Annotated in this window: 19 protein-coding genes and 2 CRISPR repeat arrays; of the genes, 11 read left to right on the top strand and 8 right to left on the bottom strand. The window is 38.3% G+C overall.

Translation table 11 applies throughout. The features are described 5' to 3' along the window. Positions 1-18: 18 nt before the first annotated feature. The 6 genes from CC97_RS19100 to CC97_RS15125 all read right to left on the bottom strand — a co-directional run bounded on the left by CC97_RS19100 (position 19) and on the right by CC97_RS15125 (position 4,162). Positions 19-738 (bottom strand): helix-turn-helix transcriptional regulator, encoded by a 720-nt coding sequence (locus tag CC97_RS19100; RefSeq protein WP_049962955.1) that lies wholly within the window; start codon positions 736-738, stop codon positions 19-21. A 323-nt stretch (positions 739-1,061) separates the two neighbouring features. Then, positions 1,062-1,445, bottom strand: a complete 384-nt coding sequence (locus tag CC97_RS15145) for a PH domain-containing protein (protein WP_044975945.1) — start codon at positions 1,443-1,445, stop codon at positions 1,062-1,064. Positions 1,446-1,522: 77 nt separating this feature from the next. Beyond that, on the bottom strand, positions 1,523-2,140 hold the full coding sequence (locus tag CC97_RS15140; protein WP_044975943.1) for a DUF6591 domain-containing protein: 618 nt from the start codon (positions 2,138-2,140) through the stop codon (positions 1,523-1,525). A gap of 77 nt (positions 2,141-2,217) precedes the next feature. Continuing rightward, positions 2,218-2,691 carry a hypothetical protein gene (locus tag CC97_RS15135; RefSeq protein WP_044975942.1) on the bottom strand — a complete coding sequence of 158 codons (474 nt, stop codon included), beginning with the start codon at positions 2,689-2,691 and terminating at the stop codon, positions 2,218-2,220. An 18-nt stretch (positions 2,692-2,709) separates the two neighbouring features. Next, on the bottom strand, positions 2,710-3,975 hold the full coding sequence (locus tag CC97_RS15130) for a hypothetical protein (protein WP_156036937.1): 1,266 nt from the start codon (positions 3,973-3,975) through the stop codon (positions 2,710-2,712). Continuing rightward, positions 3,905-4,162, bottom strand: a complete 258-nt coding sequence (locus CC97_RS15125) for a hypothetical protein (RefSeq protein ID WP_044975940.1) — start codon at positions 4,160-4,162, stop codon at positions 3,905-3,907. The genes CC97_RS15130 and CC97_RS15125 overlap by 71 nt, the downstream gene beginning before the upstream one ends. Before the next feature lie 221 nt (positions 4,163-4,383). Between CC97_RS15125 and CC97_RS15120 the strand changes: the two genes are divergently transcribed. From CC97_RS15120 to CC97_RS20335, 9 genes are all read left to right on the top strand, one after another. Next, the gene (locus CC97_RS15120; protein ID WP_044975937.1) at positions 4,384-4,716 is read left to right on the top strand and encodes a helix-turn-helix transcriptional regulator; all 333 of its coding nucleotides are present in this window, start codon (positions 4,384-4,386) and stop codon (positions 4,714-4,716) included. Positions 4,717-4,866: 150 nt separating this feature from the next. Beyond that, positions 4,867-5,235, top strand: a complete 369-nt coding sequence (locus CC97_RS15115; protein WP_044975935.1) for a hypothetical protein — start codon at positions 4,867-4,869, stop codon at positions 5,233-5,235. Between the two features lie 227 nt (positions 5,236-5,462). After that, positions 5,463-5,690 carry a hypothetical protein gene (locus tag CC97_RS15110; RefSeq protein ID WP_044975933.1) on the top strand — a complete coding sequence of 76 codons (228 nt, stop codon included), beginning with the start codon at positions 5,463-5,465 and terminating at the stop codon, positions 5,688-5,690. Beyond that, a complete protein-coding gene (locus CC97_RS20340) occupies positions 5,683-5,841 on the top strand; it encodes a hypothetical protein (protein ID WP_156036935.1) in 159 nt (52 codons plus the stop codon). The genes CC97_RS15110 and CC97_RS20340 overlap by 8 nt, the downstream gene beginning before the upstream one ends. A 155-nt stretch (positions 5,842-5,996) precedes the next feature. Continuing rightward, positions 5,997-7,967 (top strand): dockerin type I domain-containing protein, encoded by a 1,971-nt coding sequence (locus CC97_RS15105; protein ID WP_044975931.1) that lies wholly within the window; start codon positions 5,997-5,999, stop codon positions 7,965-7,967. 168 nt (positions 7,968-8,135) lie between these two features. Next, positions 8,136-9,272, top strand: coding sequence for a PDDEXK nuclease domain-containing protein (locus tag CC97_RS15100; protein ID WP_044975929.1), 1,137 nt, complete (start codon positions 8,136-8,138; stop codon positions 9,270-9,272). A gap of 168 nt (positions 9,273-9,440) precedes the next feature. Continuing rightward, on the top strand, positions 9,441-9,656 hold the full coding sequence (locus CC97_RS15095; protein ID WP_044975927.1) for a type II toxin-antitoxin system prevent-host-death family antitoxin: 216 nt from the start codon (positions 9,441-9,443) through the stop codon (positions 9,654-9,656). After that, the gene (locus CC97_RS15090; protein WP_044975925.1) at positions 9,653-10,078 is read left to right on the top strand and encodes a PIN domain-containing protein; all 426 of its coding nucleotides are present in this window, start codon (positions 9,653-9,655) and stop codon (positions 10,076-10,078) included. The genes CC97_RS15095 and CC97_RS15090 overlap by 4 nt, the downstream gene beginning before the upstream one ends. Before the next feature lie 232 nt (positions 10,079-10,310). Next, the gene (locus tag CC97_RS20335; RefSeq protein WP_156036934.1) at positions 10,311-10,487 is read left to right on the top strand and encodes a hypothetical protein; all 177 of its coding nucleotides are present in this window, start codon (positions 10,311-10,313) and stop codon (positions 10,485-10,487) included. 371 nt (positions 10,488-10,858) lie between these two features. Further along, positions 10,859-11,481: a CRISPR direct-repeat array (repeat unit 37 nt; unit sequence GTTTGGTATACCCCTTTCACCATTGGGTGTTTGAAAC). Positions 11,482-11,614: 133 nt separating this feature from the next. Here CC97_RS20335 and CC97_RS20330 read toward each other — a convergent pair. Next, positions 11,615-11,755, bottom strand: a complete 141-nt coding sequence (locus CC97_RS20330; protein ID WP_156036933.1) for a hypothetical protein — start codon at positions 11,753-11,755, stop codon at positions 11,615-11,617. A 933-nt stretch (positions 11,756-12,688) separates the two neighbouring features. Further along, positions 12,689-12,952, bottom strand: coding sequence for a hypothetical protein (locus CC97_RS15085; RefSeq protein ID WP_044975922.1), 264 nt, complete (start codon positions 12,950-12,952; stop codon positions 12,689-12,691). 275 nt (positions 12,953-13,227) lie between these two features. Then, a CRISPR array of direct repeats spans positions 13,228-14,377; the repeat unit is 37 nt; unit sequence GTTTGGTATACCCCCTTCACCGATGGGTGTTTGAAAC. 212 nt (positions 14,378-14,589) lie between these two features. Here CC97_RS15085 and cas1 point away from each other — a divergent pair. Further along, the gene (cas1, locus tag CC97_RS15080) at positions 14,590-15,543 is read left to right on the top strand and encodes a CRISPR-associated endonuclease Cas1 (protein ID WP_044975920.1); all 954 of its coding nucleotides are present in this window, start codon (positions 14,590-14,592) and stop codon (positions 15,541-15,543) included. Next, entirely contained in the window at positions 15,536-15,811 is a 276-nt protein-coding gene (gene cas2 / locus CC97_RS15075) for a CRISPR-associated endonuclease Cas2 (RefSeq protein ID WP_044975918.1), read from the top strand. Before cas1 ends, cas2 begins: the two co-directional genes overlap by 8 nt. Positions 15,812-15,856 lie beyond the last annotated feature (45 nt).

Genomic DNA, 15,856 nt, shown 5'->3' with positions numbered 1-15,856 from the left:
GCAGTCACGGGAATCTGTTTATGTCAGATCATATGTTGTGTATCCCATATGATTTATTTCAAACTGAAATCTTACAAAATTTTCATCTATCCTTTTCTTTTTAAAAAACACAGTATCAGTACTGCAGAACACAAGCCGTGTTATAGTTCCTGTTGTCAGAAAATCAAAATACGGAGGATTAAAACATATATTTCTGGCAGCTACACATTTTGAGTTTTCATATTTGCTATTCCGTGCACATTCTTCAAAATCTATCCTGCTGCCGTCAGTAAATGTTATGCCTGTTTTATCAACGCCTGTAATATCGGCATAAAATTTTATTACCGGAGTTTCTTCCGGATCGATTGCTTCGTCACGAAACATATATCTTATATCTATCGGCTCGATTCTGCTTCCTGCTGCCATAAGATCATACTCGTAAAACTGATCAGTGAAAACTATGCGGAGAAGATCCTCAGTTTTATAAAGCTGCTCATTGTTCATCAATGCAAGAAATCCCTGCAGATACTCAAGTTCCGTTTTCGGAAGCGGTGCCGATTTGTTTTCTCCGAGAAGATAATCGGCAGTAACCCCTAATGCACCCGCAAGCCTTCTGAGAACATCTGCCCGCGGAGTACGCTCACCTTTAACATAGTAACTCATTGCTGATTCCGTAACATGAGCAAGTTCAGCCAGCTGTTTCTGAGTAAGATTTTTTCTCGTCATTATATCGGTAATTCGTTTGCTGAAATCAGACATTACGATACCCCTTTCATTTGCTGAAATTCAGTTTTTATCTGTTATATCAAATGTTTTCTATAATTATACGATATTGTTGCAACATTGTCAAACCGGAATTTCAACAATGTGAAGTGCACATCTGAAAACAGAAAATGTTAAGAAGCTCTCATTAAAAGCAAATCAGCACATCTAAACCCACGTATTTACGTAAGTAAGATATGCTGATTTCGTTGTATTAAGGACTTTTTTTAACAGTCCATGCCTTTTCGTACAGCCTTTCAGATAGTCAAACTACATTTGCTCTCTGAATATCACACTATTCCCTGCTAAGATTCAGTATATTACAGAACATACTCTGAAATAATACGTCCGATCTTTCCGATATCCACCTGACCTTTGAATTCAAACTTTGCAGTAAATCCGCTTGAAAAGACAAGATACAGTTCTGAATCCGGAAACAGTTCAATAAACCCTGGTGTTTGTATCGAGAAAAACTGAATTTTCGAATAAGGCATTGTTGCAAAAGACTTTCTTTTTCCGGTTATGCCCTGAACATCGATCGAAATAATTCGCTTGTTGGTAAAGACAAGCTGATCTCTGATAGTCTGAAATGCACAAAGTATTTCTTCCCCATTAATCAACAGACCATTTACTTCATTTCGTACACTTGCTGTATCAATCGGTTTCAGATTGAAAACGCTGTTCTGATTAAAATTGACTGCCATATTTTCATACTCCTTATCTGTTCAGATCAAAAATTTGTTAAGATGATCTGATACATTACTATTTTACGCTATTTATTTTATTCGGTCAAGGCTGTTGCCGATTTATTCAGTACACGCGTCGTTACCACAAGATAATACGCCTGATCAGCAACAGACAGCGTTTCATCGTCTTTCATGGCATCAATTTTTTCACCCCACTCGCCTAACCGCTCCATCATCGTCATATAGTCGTTAAGCATTGAAAGATAATCACCATCTCCGGACGTGTATTTCTTCATGAATCCGATATATTCATCGTAGAACGCTTCATATTCATCCATAGTAGCTTTGAACGATGGTGTGACAAGACTGTAATCTCCGTTTTCAATTGCTTCTTTGATATCGCTTAACTGCGAGAGATCCAGAACAGTTTCCGCCTCGGTAGTTTCAGTTTCTTCGATGTGCTCTTCTTCCGGTTCTGTTTCTGCTTCCGTAAGTGCTTCTGTAAGAGCTTCTGTAATTGTCGTAGTTTCCTGCTCTTCCTTTTCCGGAGCTTTTGTTGTTACATGTTCTTCATCATCAACAGAATTCACCGGCACAGATTCTTTCGTTGTTTTTTCTGAATCATTTTTGACTGTTTCAGAAGGTGTCGGTCCGCACGCTGAAAGTGCCATAACAATCATTAATGATGTCACAAATGCAATTGCTTTTTTCATTATACATTCCCCCTGTATTAATTTGTTTTTCCTTTTACCATAAACTTTTTCTTACTATAATCTTTTCTTAAGCAATGTCAGACACTACTTTCAGAAATATTTAACGCTTTCTTGTTCTTTATTTTCATAACCAGCAACCAAATTGATGCAGCAATGATAACCATCAATGATATTTCAAGCAAATAATATCCTATACTAAAACTATATGAACTACCTGCCACACGTCTTTCTTTAAAATCCCATGAAAGTACACTGTTAGCAGCAAATTCGAGAACAGTAAATACAATTGTTGCAATAGGTGCCCGAAGTAATGTACATAACAATACAAAAAACGCAAAGAACGCAATTGCTCCTATAATAACTGTACATATAATACAAATCAATCTAACATCCCGCTCGTTTGCTTTATTACCTGCTTCAACCCGATAAGTATTAAAAAACTCAAACAATGATAGTTTAGCCGTTGTATAGGGTAAAAAGAATGACCCTATCATTAATAATGTTCCTATCACCATTATAATGAATGGCAATGTTGTTTTCTTAGCGTTCATATTCAAATCCCCCTGGCTTTAATGAGACGGCTTAATGGTAACAGTAGCGTTAGTTTTATCTCTCCAGTTATCTTTATCCTGCAGTTCTATGTCAAATTCAATCTCATTTATATCTGATAAAGATTTAACATCATTCTTTTCAAGATCATTATTCGATATCTCAATCAGCCACGCATAATATTTACCATCATCTATATATTCATACATTGAACTTGATCCAATCATATAGCCATTCACTGACAGAGAACTGTTTTCTTCATCGACCCGAATGCTTTTACCGCTCTTATTTTCAACAAGAAGCATCAGATATTTGTACATAGAATATTCGCCATCACCGAATCCTTTATATATGATACGTACACCACCCTCATCGTAAACAACATCACCTGAGGTATCTGGCTCACTACCTTCCGATTTTACAGGAACTGTAATCTCAACAGGTTCCGTTTCATTATCACCTTCCATATTATCCTGATAAAATGAAAATCCTATACTGCTCACTTCATTAATTCCATAATTAGTCCAGTATTCTTTATCAAAAACAGAATCAGGTTTAATATCAAGCAATGCCGTTTTGTGAGGATTTATGGATGTTCCTGACCATGTTGAATCAGATACCTGTAATCCGTTTATATAGATATCTCTGATATATGCAATTTCCTGCTTATCAGAATCATTTTTCACTTCAATCAAAAGATATGGAAGATCATCGTCTTTTTTAACCAGCAGCTCCGAAACAATTTTCAAGTCATTTTCATTGTAAAGTTCACTGTCTGAAGAATATAGAACGTCCACTACGCCACTATTCTTAATTCCTTCCACAGGATTGACTTTTCCATAATCATAATTATCAGCTGCAGTTGTTTTTATCTTCGAAATCGGATAATATACGTCATTATAATCATCATCTGAAGAATATATTCCAAGTTCTATGTCTGCAATCTCGTCTATACCCATAACATTAAGCACATCAAAATCAAATGACACTTCTTCTTTTGCTTTTTTATTGGCATTCAGAGTACAGTTAAAAAACCCGTCTTCAATCATTACTCCATTCACTGAATTACTGCAGTAACCTAAAGAACCACAGATAATGTCTAAATCCTTATCACTGTTATTCTCAAGATCCAGAGAGAGCACAGCACTATATGAAGAGTATGTGAGATCCGTTGCTGTTATCTTTATTCCGTCCTGATCAACTAAAACAGTTTCTTCAATAGTAGTTTCTTTTAGTCCATTTTTTTCTTTGGCCCCTGTTTTTTTTCGAATTGGACGACGTTTCATCATCATCTTCTTCCTTCACGTCTGCAGTATCTTCTTCAGACTCTTCAGCATCAACAGAATTCATAGGTACAGATTCATCTGATGTTTTTTCTGAATCATTATTTACAGTTTCAGAAGTTGTCGGTCCGCACGATGAAAGTGCCATAATAATCATTAATGATGTCACAAGAGCAATTGCTTTTTTCATTTTTCATTCCCCCAATATTAAGAATGTTTCCCCTTTTATCATAAACTTCATCCGTCCATATGTCTCAATAGATATAACAGCTAAAAAGACATAACATTTAAAGTTCTTTATATGTATTATACACTAAAAGTTGTATTTTGTCAACACTGTCAGTTCATTTATTGTTAAGTTGAAATTCATTAAAATAAAGGTATCAACTTCATTAAGGAGAACTTTTAGTGATGAAAGAACTAAACTACAAGGAGATAGGAAGTCGTATCAGGACTCAGAGAGAACTATATGGATTAACAAGAGAAAAATTAGCTGAAAAACTGGATGTTTCTCCGAAATTCTGCTCGGATATTGAACTGGGAATCAAAGGTGTATCTCTGAAAACACTGGCAAACCTTTCAGATATACTGGACATGAATGTCGATTACTTATTATTCGGCGAGGAACACGGCTCTAATAACGAATTAAGTACTCTTGCTGCTCTGTATCAGAAATGTCCTGACAAACATCGTTCCAACCTTATTTCTGTAGTAAAAATGTTTGTTGATGCAGCCATAGAGTGACGAAATGAATCGGTGCACCAAAGGTGCACTATCGATAATACCGGCGTGTCAGCGACACGCCGGTACCTTTTCAATCTCCTCATTACATTGACAATTAAGTTATTTCTGCTATAATAAGAGAAAGAAAAACTGCATATGAGGGAATAAACTATGGAAAAAGAACGATTCGGATTTACAATAATGAACTTTGAAGAACCGCAGCTGAAAATAACCTGGGTTCCTTATGATGCACAGAATACAGTTGAATATGAAAGATATGCAACCGAACGTCATCCTCTTATACCGTATGAGATCTGGAACATGACCGGTAATTTTCATGATGTTATGAACTATCTTGAAAAGCGGTGCTTTCCGAGAACAAGAATAGGCGTTGAGGAGCTTCTTAAGGATTACGGACTGAAATTCTACGATCCGCTTCAGATCTGCCGGAAGTCTCACGGCCGGAGCATGACAAACTATATGTGGTTAAAATTCACCGACGAGCCGGATCTGACATTTGAACAGATAAGACTCAGATAACGTCTGACAGGTGGTGAAAAACATTATGATGCCATTAGCCAGTGCAGATATGTTTGGTTCAGAAGGCTTGATGAGCTACTGAATAAATAATGTGCACCGAAGGTGCTCTATCGATAATACCGGCGTGTCTGCGACACGCCGGTACCTTTTTTTATGCGAAAAAGCACACCTCTGATTCCGTTGACAATTAACTTATTTCTGATATAATATAAGTAGGAAGTGATAAAGTGATATTAGAGAATCAACGATATGGTCGCAACAAAGATACGCTTGTAAATAAATCTTATATTGAAAGCGGAGAATACAAACGGAAATTTGATAACGCAACAGATAATCCAAATGTTAATAAATCACTTTACATCTGTGCAAAAAATGCTTTGAAACATAGAAGCGGTACAGAATTAGAAGATATGTACTGGCTAGACAATGAAAGCGGAGATGTTATAAATGGCTGAGAAAGAATACTTTATTGATGACAGAATCATCATCCCTGATGAAATTAAAAGAATGTCAAAAGAAGAATGCCGTGCTGAAATAACCAGATTAGAAGCTGAAGCTGCTGAAAAAAAGCGAAACATCGAAAAGAAAAAAACGATAACCACATAACCGACTGGTAATAAAAAATATGCACCAAAGGTGCATTACTGATAATACCGGCGTGTCGCGGACACGCCGGTACATTTTTTATGAACATTCCCCCTTGTTCCTCACGTTTATCTGTGCTACAATATAAGCACAAAGGGAAAAGGGGGATTTCTCATATGAATAAGGGGATTTTTTTATCTGAAACAGTAAGAAAAAAAACAGCTTTTACTGCTGCGACAGCTGCGGCATTTACTATGACGGCAGTTCCGTCCGGAAATGCTGTCGCGGAAGATGTGTTTTTCGATGATTTTGACGGAAACGCTCTGAACACTGACAACTGGCTCATTGCCGAAAAGAACTGGGGCGGAACTATCGAAAAGGACGGAAAAACTGTCGATTACAACGGCGGTGTCATTCCGGAAAATGTTTCTCTGCAGGACGGCTGTCTCGTGCTTACCGGCCTCGGTGATCAGTACGAAGGTGCTGTCCGCGGAATCAGCCGTGATCTTGAAAGACGTGAGGACGGAAAACGATGCGGCGGTGCAATAGCCACCAGAGAATATTTCGGTTCCGGCAGTTATGAGATACGCGCGAAGATCGCACCAGTTACCGGCTGCTGTTCGGCAATGTGGACGTTTGAATACGAAGAAGACCATACAGGCGACGACCTTAGGATCATCAATCATGAGATCGATATTGAATTTCCGGGACGGAATGAAAAAGATGAGATCACACTTGATCATGTACTGTGTACAACGTGGACGACCGAAGATGACTACAAAACAAAATCGGTAAACTGCGGACCTCAGACAGACGGTGAATATCACACCTACCGCTTTGACTGGCATACCGGAAGCGATTCCAAAACACCGAGAGTCGAATACTACTTTGACGGCGAACTGAAATACACATCCTTTGAATTCATCCCGACAAATGAAAGCCGCTTCTGGCTGGGACTCTGGTTCCCTAAAAACTGGGCCGGAACTCCTGATTTTGATACCACTGAGTTTGTTATCGACTATGTAAAAATAACACCGTTCCACGAAAGCGGAGACACACCGCAGCATGAATCATATTCAGATCACGGATGGGCAAAGGAATATGCAGTTCTTCCGAAAGGCTGGCTTCTCTGGCACAGCTACGGCAGATACGCCGATCTCGACAGTACTTTGTATCTGAAAGATCCGGACGGAAATGTCAAAGAGATAACCGGTGATTTTCATCATGCAATGAACGGCAGTTTCGGTACCGCTCCGGATACATTCACTTTCATGGCCATCGACAGCAAAGCCGACGAATGGGATATTTATTTATCACGCTCTGGAAAGATCACCAATCTTACAAAAAACAGCGGATTCAGGAACGAAGATCCGAAATGGTCGCCTGACGGAAAGTCGATAATTTTCAAACGCGGCCACTGGGATGACAGCATCGGCGATTTCAGATACGATCTTGCAGTCATCGATACAGAAACCGGAACGGTATCCATACTGACTGATGATGCTACCGAAGAAGCAATGCCGTATTATTCATCTGACGGTAAAGCTGTTTATTTCGCCGCATATGAAAACGGCATCGGATGCATCCGGCGTCTTGATACTGAAACCGGAGCGACAGAAACGATTTTTGACGAAACCGGTGTAAATGCTTATTATCCAATAGTAAGCGGAAATGACCTTTATTTCACCAGATGGGCAAGTGCAAATAACCGCTGCGACCAGCTTGTAAAATACGATGGCAGCGATTTCGTTTTCCTGCCTTGTAATTCAGATAAATACGACTGTTCCGATATCTGTCCGGTCACTGAAAACAGTTTTATCTACAGTACGACCTGTGACGGTGAATATGATCTCTATTACTACAATGGGAAAGCATCCCGGAAGATAGCCCTAAGCACAGACAAAAATGACCTCGGTGCAGATTTCTTTCTTTTTTCCGATTATGAAAAGCTTCAGAACAGTGAGAAAATAAGATTCGATATCAACAATGACGGCCGATTTGATTCCGTCGATGTACTTTTACTGCAGAAATATCTTCTCGGTATGGAAACTGCCGAACCCTTCTCTGAAGATGCTGCGGATATGAATGAGAACGGCAGAGTTGATGTATCTGATCTTTGCATTATGAAGTATGAACTTATGAAATAACCCAGTGCACCGAAGGTGCTCTATCGATAATACCGGCGTGTCCGCGGACATGCCGGTACCTTTTTTATGTAAATCGAACTATCGGATAATAAAAACCGAACGATTTATTGATAATAATATTCATTCATGATATACTAAAAATAGAAAAACAATTCGAGGAGATATGAAATGAACGAATTAATTGAATATAAAAACACAGATAATATAGTCAAAGACGCCTGTAAAATAATTGACAGCGCACAAAAAGTTGCTTACAAAGCTGTAAATTCAACACTGGTAATTCGAAACTGGCTGCTTGGAAAACGTATTTGTGAAGAAGAATTAAAAGGTGAAAAAAGAGCTGAATACGGAAATAAGCTCATCTCCTTGTTAGCAGATGAGCTTACAAAAAAATACGGAAAAGGTTTCTCGCAGAGATCATTGTACAATTGTATCTGCTTTTACAAATCATTTCCTCGAATTTTGCAGACACTGTCTGCAAAATTTACTGATTCCATCGATGTGTCGACTATTCAACGGTATTCCAATGATTCAGAGGATATCAAACCAGTTGATCAATCTCTTTTATCCTGGTCACATTATGAAAAATTAATGCAGGTAGAAGATGAAAGCGCTCGTTCTTGGTACGAAAAAGAGGCTTATGAACAGACATGGAGCGTACGTACCCTACAGCGCAATATCTCATCACAGTACTACTACCGAATGCTTAAAACTCAGGACAAAACCGGGGTCGAGAATGAAATGAAAGAACTGACATCACCATATCAGGACAAGCTGGAATTCATAAAGAATCCGGTAATTGCTGAGTTCCTTGGGATGCAGGAAAACTCTTCATACTATGAATCAGATCTTGAACAGAGCATAATAAGCAATCTTCAGAAATTTCTCATGGAATTAGGCAAAGGATATGCATTTGTTGCAAGGCAGCAGCATATTCATACCGAAAAAGAAGATTATTATATCGATCTGGTTTTCTATAACTATATTTTGAAATGCTTTGTTCTTATCGATTTGAAAACAACAAAAATAACTCATCAGGACGTTGGCCAGATGGATATGTATATCAGAATGTACGATGAACTGAAAAAAAGAGAAGACGATAACCCGACTCTCGGAATAGTTCTCTGCGCTGATACCGATGAAGATATCGCTAAGTACTCCATTTTACACGGAAACGAGCAGCTTTTCGCTTCCAAATACAAGTTGTATCTGCCGACTGAAGAAGAACTTCGTGCAGAGATAAAAACTCAAAAGGAATTTTATCTGCTTCAGAAGGAAAATAACGAGCAAACAGAGATAATATAAAATGTGCACCGAAGGTGCTCTATCGATAATACCGGCGTGTCGCTGACACGCCGGTATCTTTTTAATGTAAATCGAACTATCTGGAAGTAAAAACCGAACAATTTATTGATAAAATCGTTCTGTTATGGTATAATATAATCAGAGAAAATTATTAAAGGAGGGGCGATCATGTCAGTTACAGCTACCGAATTAAAAATGAACCTTGGAAAATATCTGCTTCTTGCTGAAACAGAAGACATTTATATAACTAAAAACGGAAAAATAATCGCAAAGCTTACTAATCCTAATCAGGACAGAGTGGATATCGCGGAATCTCTTTTCGGCATACTTCCTGATGATATAATCCCGGAAGAAGCACTGAAAGAAAGGCTCGGCAATATATGAAAGCGCTTATCGATACATGCATTATAATAGATGCTCTTCAAAGCAGACCGGGCTTTGCCGAAAATGCTCAGAAAATATTTCTCATGGCCGCAAACAGAAAATTCGGCGGCTATATTTCGGCAAAATCGGTTACGGATATTTACTACATAATGCACCGTCATTTTCATGACGACAAGCAAACCAGAAGCATACTTAACAAACTGCTCATTATTTTCGGAATAATGGACACAACAGGTGAAGACTGCCGTAATGCTCTTATTTCCGATATTTCAGATTTTGAAGATGCAGTCATGGTCAGAACAGCCCGACGATCTGATGCTGAATGCATTATTACAAGGAACGTTAAAGACTACAGCAAATCTGATGTAAAGATTTGTACTCCGGAAGAATTTATTGATCTGATCGGCAAAGAAAAAGACTGACCTCTTTGAGAAAACATGGGAATCTGTTAATATCACAGAATCAACCAGTTCATCGCTGATATTTGATATTTATGCATACGACGATGGAAAAGACGGTTACTTTAACAGACATCAAGTCGACGAAACACTCCGTTCCGAACTTGAAAACGGTCGTATAACTGAAGATGATATCAAAAACAGAAAAACAGAAGATATCATAATAAACAGCTTATGGCACAGCAATGAAAAAGATGTGATCGACAGCTGTGAGATACATGAGGGTGGAACATATACAATACATTACAGATTCCACGAAGAAATGGTAAAGGAATCTGACAGACCGGCGTACGAAGTGGTAAGAGGATCTGTCGGCTGGAAGTTCTCTGTATTCGAGAATCCTTACTGGTTTGTTTCAGCCGGAAAGAGCTGAGGTTTAACTGACAAGCAATTTTTCGTCATCTATTAATACAAATCAAAGGCAGCGTTCCTAATACAGAACACTGCCTTTAATTTAACTTTATTACGATGAACTACACTGCCAATTACGCTTACATCTATGCTCGGCATACCATCACTTCCTTTCAACGACTCGGTTTCTTATTTACATCAAGTATTTGTTTTGAGGCTCTGATATATAAGTATTAAATTTCCCGACCAGTTAAGTGACTTCTGAAAAATTTATTTACACACCCCCGAAAATGTGGTATAATTTAAGTATCGCCAGAGGGAGTTTGTCATTATTCTAGGGGTATTTAACAAACAAATCAGAAGAAATCACTTGAAAGCACGTAATTACGAGGGGTTTGGTATACCCCTTTCACCATTGGGTGTTTGAAACGAGTATGGCGAATACTATGTATACTGCATACCATATTGTTTGGTATACCCCTTTCACCATTGGGTGTTTGAAACGGAACACGCAGACAAGGGCGAACCTATCTCATTCGTTTGGTATACCCCTTTCACCATTGGGTGTTTGAAACCCCATAGGAGGAGTAAAATGTACTTACTTTTAATGTTTGGTATACCCCTTTCACCATTGGGTGTTTGAAACTAGATTCTCTGACACTTCTCTGCTACTGTCTTCTTACCGTTTGGTATACCCCTTTCACCATTGGGTGTTTGAAACTTCATCAGCAGCATCCACCATAGAATTCTTAATTGCAGTTTGGTATACCCCTTTCACCATTGGGTGTTTGAAACCATCTCAGATCCAGCATCGATTTCAGTTTCTTCACTGCGTTTGGTATATCCCTTTCACCATTGGGTGTTTGAAACTTTGCAGAGATTGTCATTAATCTACCCGGAGCAGAGTGTTTGGTATACCCCTTTCACCATTGGGTGTTTGAAACGGATTAAAAACATTATCAAAGTTTAAGATATTAAAGTTTGGTATACCCCTTTCACCGTTGGGTGTTTGAAAAAGGAAAAGCTTCGGATAGATATTTTACATAGGTGTTTATGTAATTATCCTTCCGAAGCTTTCGTTATCTATAAACGCAACAAAGGCAGCAATCCTTGCACGGACTACTGCCTTTTGTTTATGCTTTATTCTGATCACTTCATGAATACGATGTTAAAGAGCGCTTCCTTGACGTCACCGAATAGTTCTGAAAATGTTTCGTAGCTGAAGCTGTAGCTTTCCTTGTGTTCGTATTCCTGCTTTTCCTCTTTTCTTGTTTCCTGTTCGTTGCTCATTATCTCACCTCCGATCTGAATCTGTTTTCCTGCTCTGTTACCAGCTGACGCTGAAATCTATACTTGGCATACCGTTCACCTCTCTTTCGTTTCGGCCTTTGTCTTTCACTACCAACTTACGCTTACATCGATACTCGGCATACTGTTCACCTCTCTTTCATTTCGACTTTTGTCTTTCACTACCAGCTTACGCTTACATCGATACTCGGCATACTGTTCACCTCTCTTTTAGTTCGGTTTTATCGTTCGCCTACCAGCTTATATCTATACTTGGCATATCATCACTTTCTTTCCGCTAAACAAGGAGCTTACTTCTGATTACTTGCCTGCGATCACTCTTATTATTGTCTTTATTGCGTTTTCCATTGTAGGGTATTTCATCGATTCCACCTGTCTTTCACTACAGATTTTTGTTTCGTCACCACTCAACTTCGACACCGATTCTTGGCATACTGTTCCCCTCTCTTCTGTTCAAGATCTTATCATTCTACTACCAGCTTACGCTTACATCTATGCTTGGCATACCATCACTTCCTTTCCTGTGTTGTGTTTATACATAGTTTTAGATTTGTAACTTCTTAAGTTTGCTTTTACAGATATTCAGGATTAAGTACCATCATTTCAATCAGCTCCCTTCTGTTTATATAATATGAATTTTCCGGTGATGTTAAGTGATATCTGAAAAAATTTTCGTTTCCGTTTTTCAGTTCATGTCGGTAAGCTGCTTACGAAAGTGGCTTGATATCCTTACTGTTTAACTTGTTGTATATCTTCTTCATAATCATGGGATTCGCTACTGAGCTTGTGATATAAGTACTATCGTTCATAAAAAATCATCCTTTCTGAAATCATTACTGTTTTTTGTCCTCTGTATTGTTAATATAAAATTTCTGTTCTGATTAAGCGATAAATAAAAAATAAATTTTTATCGGCTTATTGTCTGCACCATAACATCTGCCAGAATAATCTTAGCATTGCTTCTTCTGTTCCCCAACTTCTTATTATTCCGTACCTGTCTATTATTCTGCAGCATTTTGTTATTGAATTCTTTTCTACCCTATATCCGCCTCCTGCTGCTATAGTATGCCAGAACAGTCCGGAACCAAGTGCCGGAAGCGGTAAATTCGGCATCTTCATCTTTGTAGGGTCTAGTCCGATAATTCCATGTACTGCTCTTGTTGTCTTTTCGTTGATCATATTATTTTTCCTCCTGTTATTCATGAAATTTTCAATTTATGACATATTGTTTCCGAGGTTAAAAGTGTCCCGGATCAAGTTCCGTCATTCCGATTAACCTCTCTGTTTATATAATATAAAGTTTCATCTGATATTAAGTGATATCTGAAAAATTTATTTACACAGCCATAAATATGTGGTATAATTTAAGTATCGTCAGAGGGCGTTTGTCATTATTTCAGGGGGATTTACAAACAAATCAGATGAAGCCACTTGAAAGTGCGTAATTACGAGGGGTTTGGTATACCCCCTTCACCGATGGGTGTTTGAAACTATTGAAATTATTCCTCCTCTTTGTCTCGCCATGTAAAGTTTGGTATACCCCCTTCACCGATGGGTGTTTGAAACATATATGCTATTCTATCAGCACCCCATATAGCACACAGTTTGGTATACCCCCTTCACCGATGGGTGTTTGAAACTCGTATACATATTTTGTATACATAAATATGGGTGGGTTGTTTGGTATACCCCCTTCACCGATGGGTGTTTGAAACGAATAGAAATCCACATCATCAAATCCGTCTGGAAAGTTTGGTATACCCCCTTCACCGATGGGTGTTTGAAACGTTTAATTTAGCCGGTGCTACAATTACAGATAAGAAGTTTGGTATACCCCCTTCACCGATGGGTGTTTGAAACTCAAGACGTTGTGTTTTTCACTGACGCATATATTATGCGCGTTTGGTATACCCCCTTCACCGATGGGTGTTTGAAACCAGCATTTACTGCTCCTTCTAATTCAGAACCTTTGCCGTTTGGTATACCCCCTTCACCGATGGGTGTTTGAAACGTGATCATCTCTTAACACCTCTCACTAAAAATAAACAGTTTGGTATACCCCCTTCACCGATGGGTGTTTGAAACGATTCTTTCAAATTCTTCAATATTCATTTTAGAATATCGTTTGGTATACCCCCTTCACCGATGGGTGTTTGAAACGGAGGAGTTGTTGTTGCTCCAGGCATCTGAGCTGCGTTTGGTATACCCCCTTCACCGATGGGTGTTTGAAACAATGGTTTTACCATCGACATTTATTTTATCCGGTTTAAAGTTTGGTATACCCCCTTCACCGATGGGTGTTTGAAACCTTCCTCATCTGACCATCTTTCTGTACCATTTGCGTGTAGTTTGGTATACCCCCTTCACCGATGGGTGTTTGAAACCATTGGTATCCATTTGATGATTACGAAACCGTGAGACCGTTTGGTATACCCCCTTCACCGATGGGTGTTTGAAACATTAATCACACGATTAAGTGTTTCCGGCTTAAGAGTTTGGTATACCCCCTTCACCGATGGGTGTTTGAAACTTAAGTGCAGATATAGCTCTCTGAATTGCGTGCTGAGTTTGGTATACCCCCCTTCACCGATGGGTGTTTGAAACTTCTGATTGTAGTCGATATCGAAGTCCTCAAACATATTTGATATGACTATCTGACAATGAAATTTATATTTTTTACTGTTAAAAAACAGCGTTCCATACACGGGACGCTGTTTTTATTTATTATCGCTTAACTCTGCATACTTTTTTATATTATATAATTAGGTACTATTATTAAGTACCAATATTATTTATATAAAGGAGCGTGCTTTTTTATGAACTTGTACGTAGACAATTACGAAAGCAAGTTAAGTATTAAGGGAAACCGGCTCGTCGTTACTGAAGCCGGAGCCAGCAAAGAATTTCCGTTAGACAGCATCGATAATCTGGCATTAAACAAGAATGTCCAGATTACATCTCAAGCCATATGTAAACTATGTGAAGCCGGTATAAGCATCTCATGGTTTTCTGCTTCACAGTTCATATGTCAGGCAAATGGTTACGGAACTGAATCCGTGATGAAAGTAAAAAATCAGTTTGCCCTTCTTGATAAGGCAGCATTACGGCTGAAACTATCGAAACAAAACATTAAAGCCAAAATAGTTAATCAGCTGGAATACGTAAATAAAATGAAGGCATTTAAAGAATCCGACATTGAAAAAGCAAAAACAGAAGAAGAACTCATGGGTGTTGAAGGAGCTTATGCCTCTTTATACTTTTCAGAATTAAAAAACAAATTCAATGAGAAATATGGATTTGTTAAAAGAATCAAACATCCCTGCACCGATCCGGTAAACTCTGTTTTAAGCTTTGTTTACAGCATGTTATACCGTGAATTTTCATCACTGATAAGTTTGCACGGCATGAATCCTTCTGTGGGTTTCTTTCATAAACTTAGAAACGGTCACTGTGCCTTAAGTTCAGATCTTATGGAAAGTCTCCGCTGTGAACTATGTGATAAAACTGCCGTTAAAGTCCTTGATTCAGATATTAACGATGATGATTTTGAATTCAATACAGACGGAAGCGTATATATATCCAAGCGCTTACGAAGCATGATAATATCTGAATTTCATAAAAAGCTATCTGAACGGATATTCACTTTAAACGGTTTTTCAAACGACTTTAAAGGCTTGCTTAACCAGATGATCTACTCTTATGAAAATGCTTTGCAGAACGAAAAACCTGAATGTTTTACTCCTTTTATACGGGGTGACTATTATGCTTAACAGGAATTTTCTTGTGATCTATGATGTTTGTGATGACAAACGACGTAGAAAAGTAGTTAAGATCCTTGAAAAATACGGATACAGGATCCAGTATTCCGCTTTTGAATGCCTGTTTAGTGACAAATCAAAAAAGACTGCGATCAAAGCACTTGAACGCACAACAAAAGAAGAAGATTCAATACGAATATATAAAATGCCGGAAAGCGTACACATTATAAATCAAGGAGATATTTCATTTGATAAACCACCTGAAGTTCTGATTCTGTAATCATTTTTAGTACAAACATCTTGACACATCACATTTTTCTTGATA

This window comes from Ruminococcus sp. HUN007 (assembly GCF_000712055.1).
Classification (GTDB): Bacteria; Bacillota; Clostridia; order Oscillospirales; family Ruminococcaceae; genus HUN007.
The sequence above is the reverse complement of the archived record's forward strand: the minus strand, read 5'-3'. Positions and strand labels throughout refer to the sequence as shown.

What these genes read in the sequence shown, in the direction of transcription:
- CC97_RS19100 (WP_049962955.1), bottom strand. Translation starts at nt 738, where the DNA reads ATGTCTGATTTCAGCAAACGAATTACCGATATAATGACGAGAAAAAAT.
- CC97_RS15145 (WP_044975945.1), bottom strand. Translation starts at nt 1,445, where the DNA reads ATGGCAGTCAATTTTAATCAGAACAGCGTTTTCAATCTGAAACCGATT.
- CC97_RS15140 (WP_044975943.1), bottom strand. Translation starts at nt 2,140, where the DNA reads ATGAAAAAAGCAATTGCATTTGTGACATCATTAATGATTGTTATGGCA.
- CC97_RS15135 (WP_044975942.1), bottom strand. Translation starts at nt 2,691, where the DNA reads ATGAACGCTAAGAAAACAACATTGCCATTCATTATAATGGTGATAGGA.
- CC97_RS15130 (WP_156036937.1), bottom strand. Translation starts at nt 3,975, where the DNA reads ATGAAACGTCGTCCAATTCGAAAAAAAACAGGGGCCAAAGAAAAAAAT.
- CC97_RS15125 (WP_044975940.1), bottom strand. Translation starts at nt 4,162, where the DNA reads ATGAAAAAAGCAATTGCTCTTGTGACATCATTAATGATTATTATGGCA.
- CC97_RS15120 (WP_044975937.1), top strand. Translation starts at nt 4,384, where the DNA reads ATGAAAGAACTAAACTACAAGGAGATAGGAAGTCGTATCAGGACTCAG.
- CC97_RS15115 (WP_044975935.1), top strand. Translation starts at nt 4,867, where the DNA reads ATGGAAAAAGAACGATTCGGATTTACAATAATGAACTTTGAAGAACCG.
- CC97_RS20340 (WP_156036935.1), top strand. Translation starts at nt 5,683, where the DNA reads ATGGCTGAGAAAGAATACTTTATTGATGACAGAATCATCATCCCTGAT.
- CC97_RS15105 (WP_044975931.1), top strand. Translation starts at nt 5,997, where the DNA reads ATGAATAAGGGGATTTTTTTATCTGAAACAGTAAGAAAAAAAACAGCT.
- CC97_RS15100 (WP_044975929.1), top strand. Translation starts at nt 8,136, where the DNA reads ATGAACGAATTAATTGAATATAAAAACACAGATAATATAGTCAAAGAC.
- CC97_RS15095 (WP_044975927.1), top strand. Translation starts at nt 9,441, where the DNA reads ATGTCAGTTACAGCTACCGAATTAAAAATGAACCTTGGAAAATATCTG.
- CC97_RS15090 (WP_044975925.1), top strand. Translation starts at nt 9,653, where the DNA reads ATGAAAGCGCTTATCGATACATGCATTATAATAGATGCTCTTCAAAGC.
- CC97_RS20330 (WP_156036933.1), bottom strand. Translation starts at nt 11,755, where the DNA reads ATGAGCAACGAACAGGAAACAAGAAAAGAGGAAAAGCAGGAATACGAA.
- CC97_RS15085 (WP_044975922.1), bottom strand. Translation starts at nt 12,952, where the DNA reads ATGATCAACGAAAAGACAACAAGAGCAGTACATGGAATTATCGGACTA.
- cas1 (WP_044975920.1), top strand. Translation starts at nt 14,590, where the DNA reads ATGAACTTGTACGTAGACAATTACGAAAGCAAGTTAAGTATTAAGGGA.
- cas2 (WP_044975918.1), top strand. Translation starts at nt 15,536, where the DNA reads ATGCTTAACAGGAATTTTCTTGTGATCTATGATGTTTGTGATGACAAA.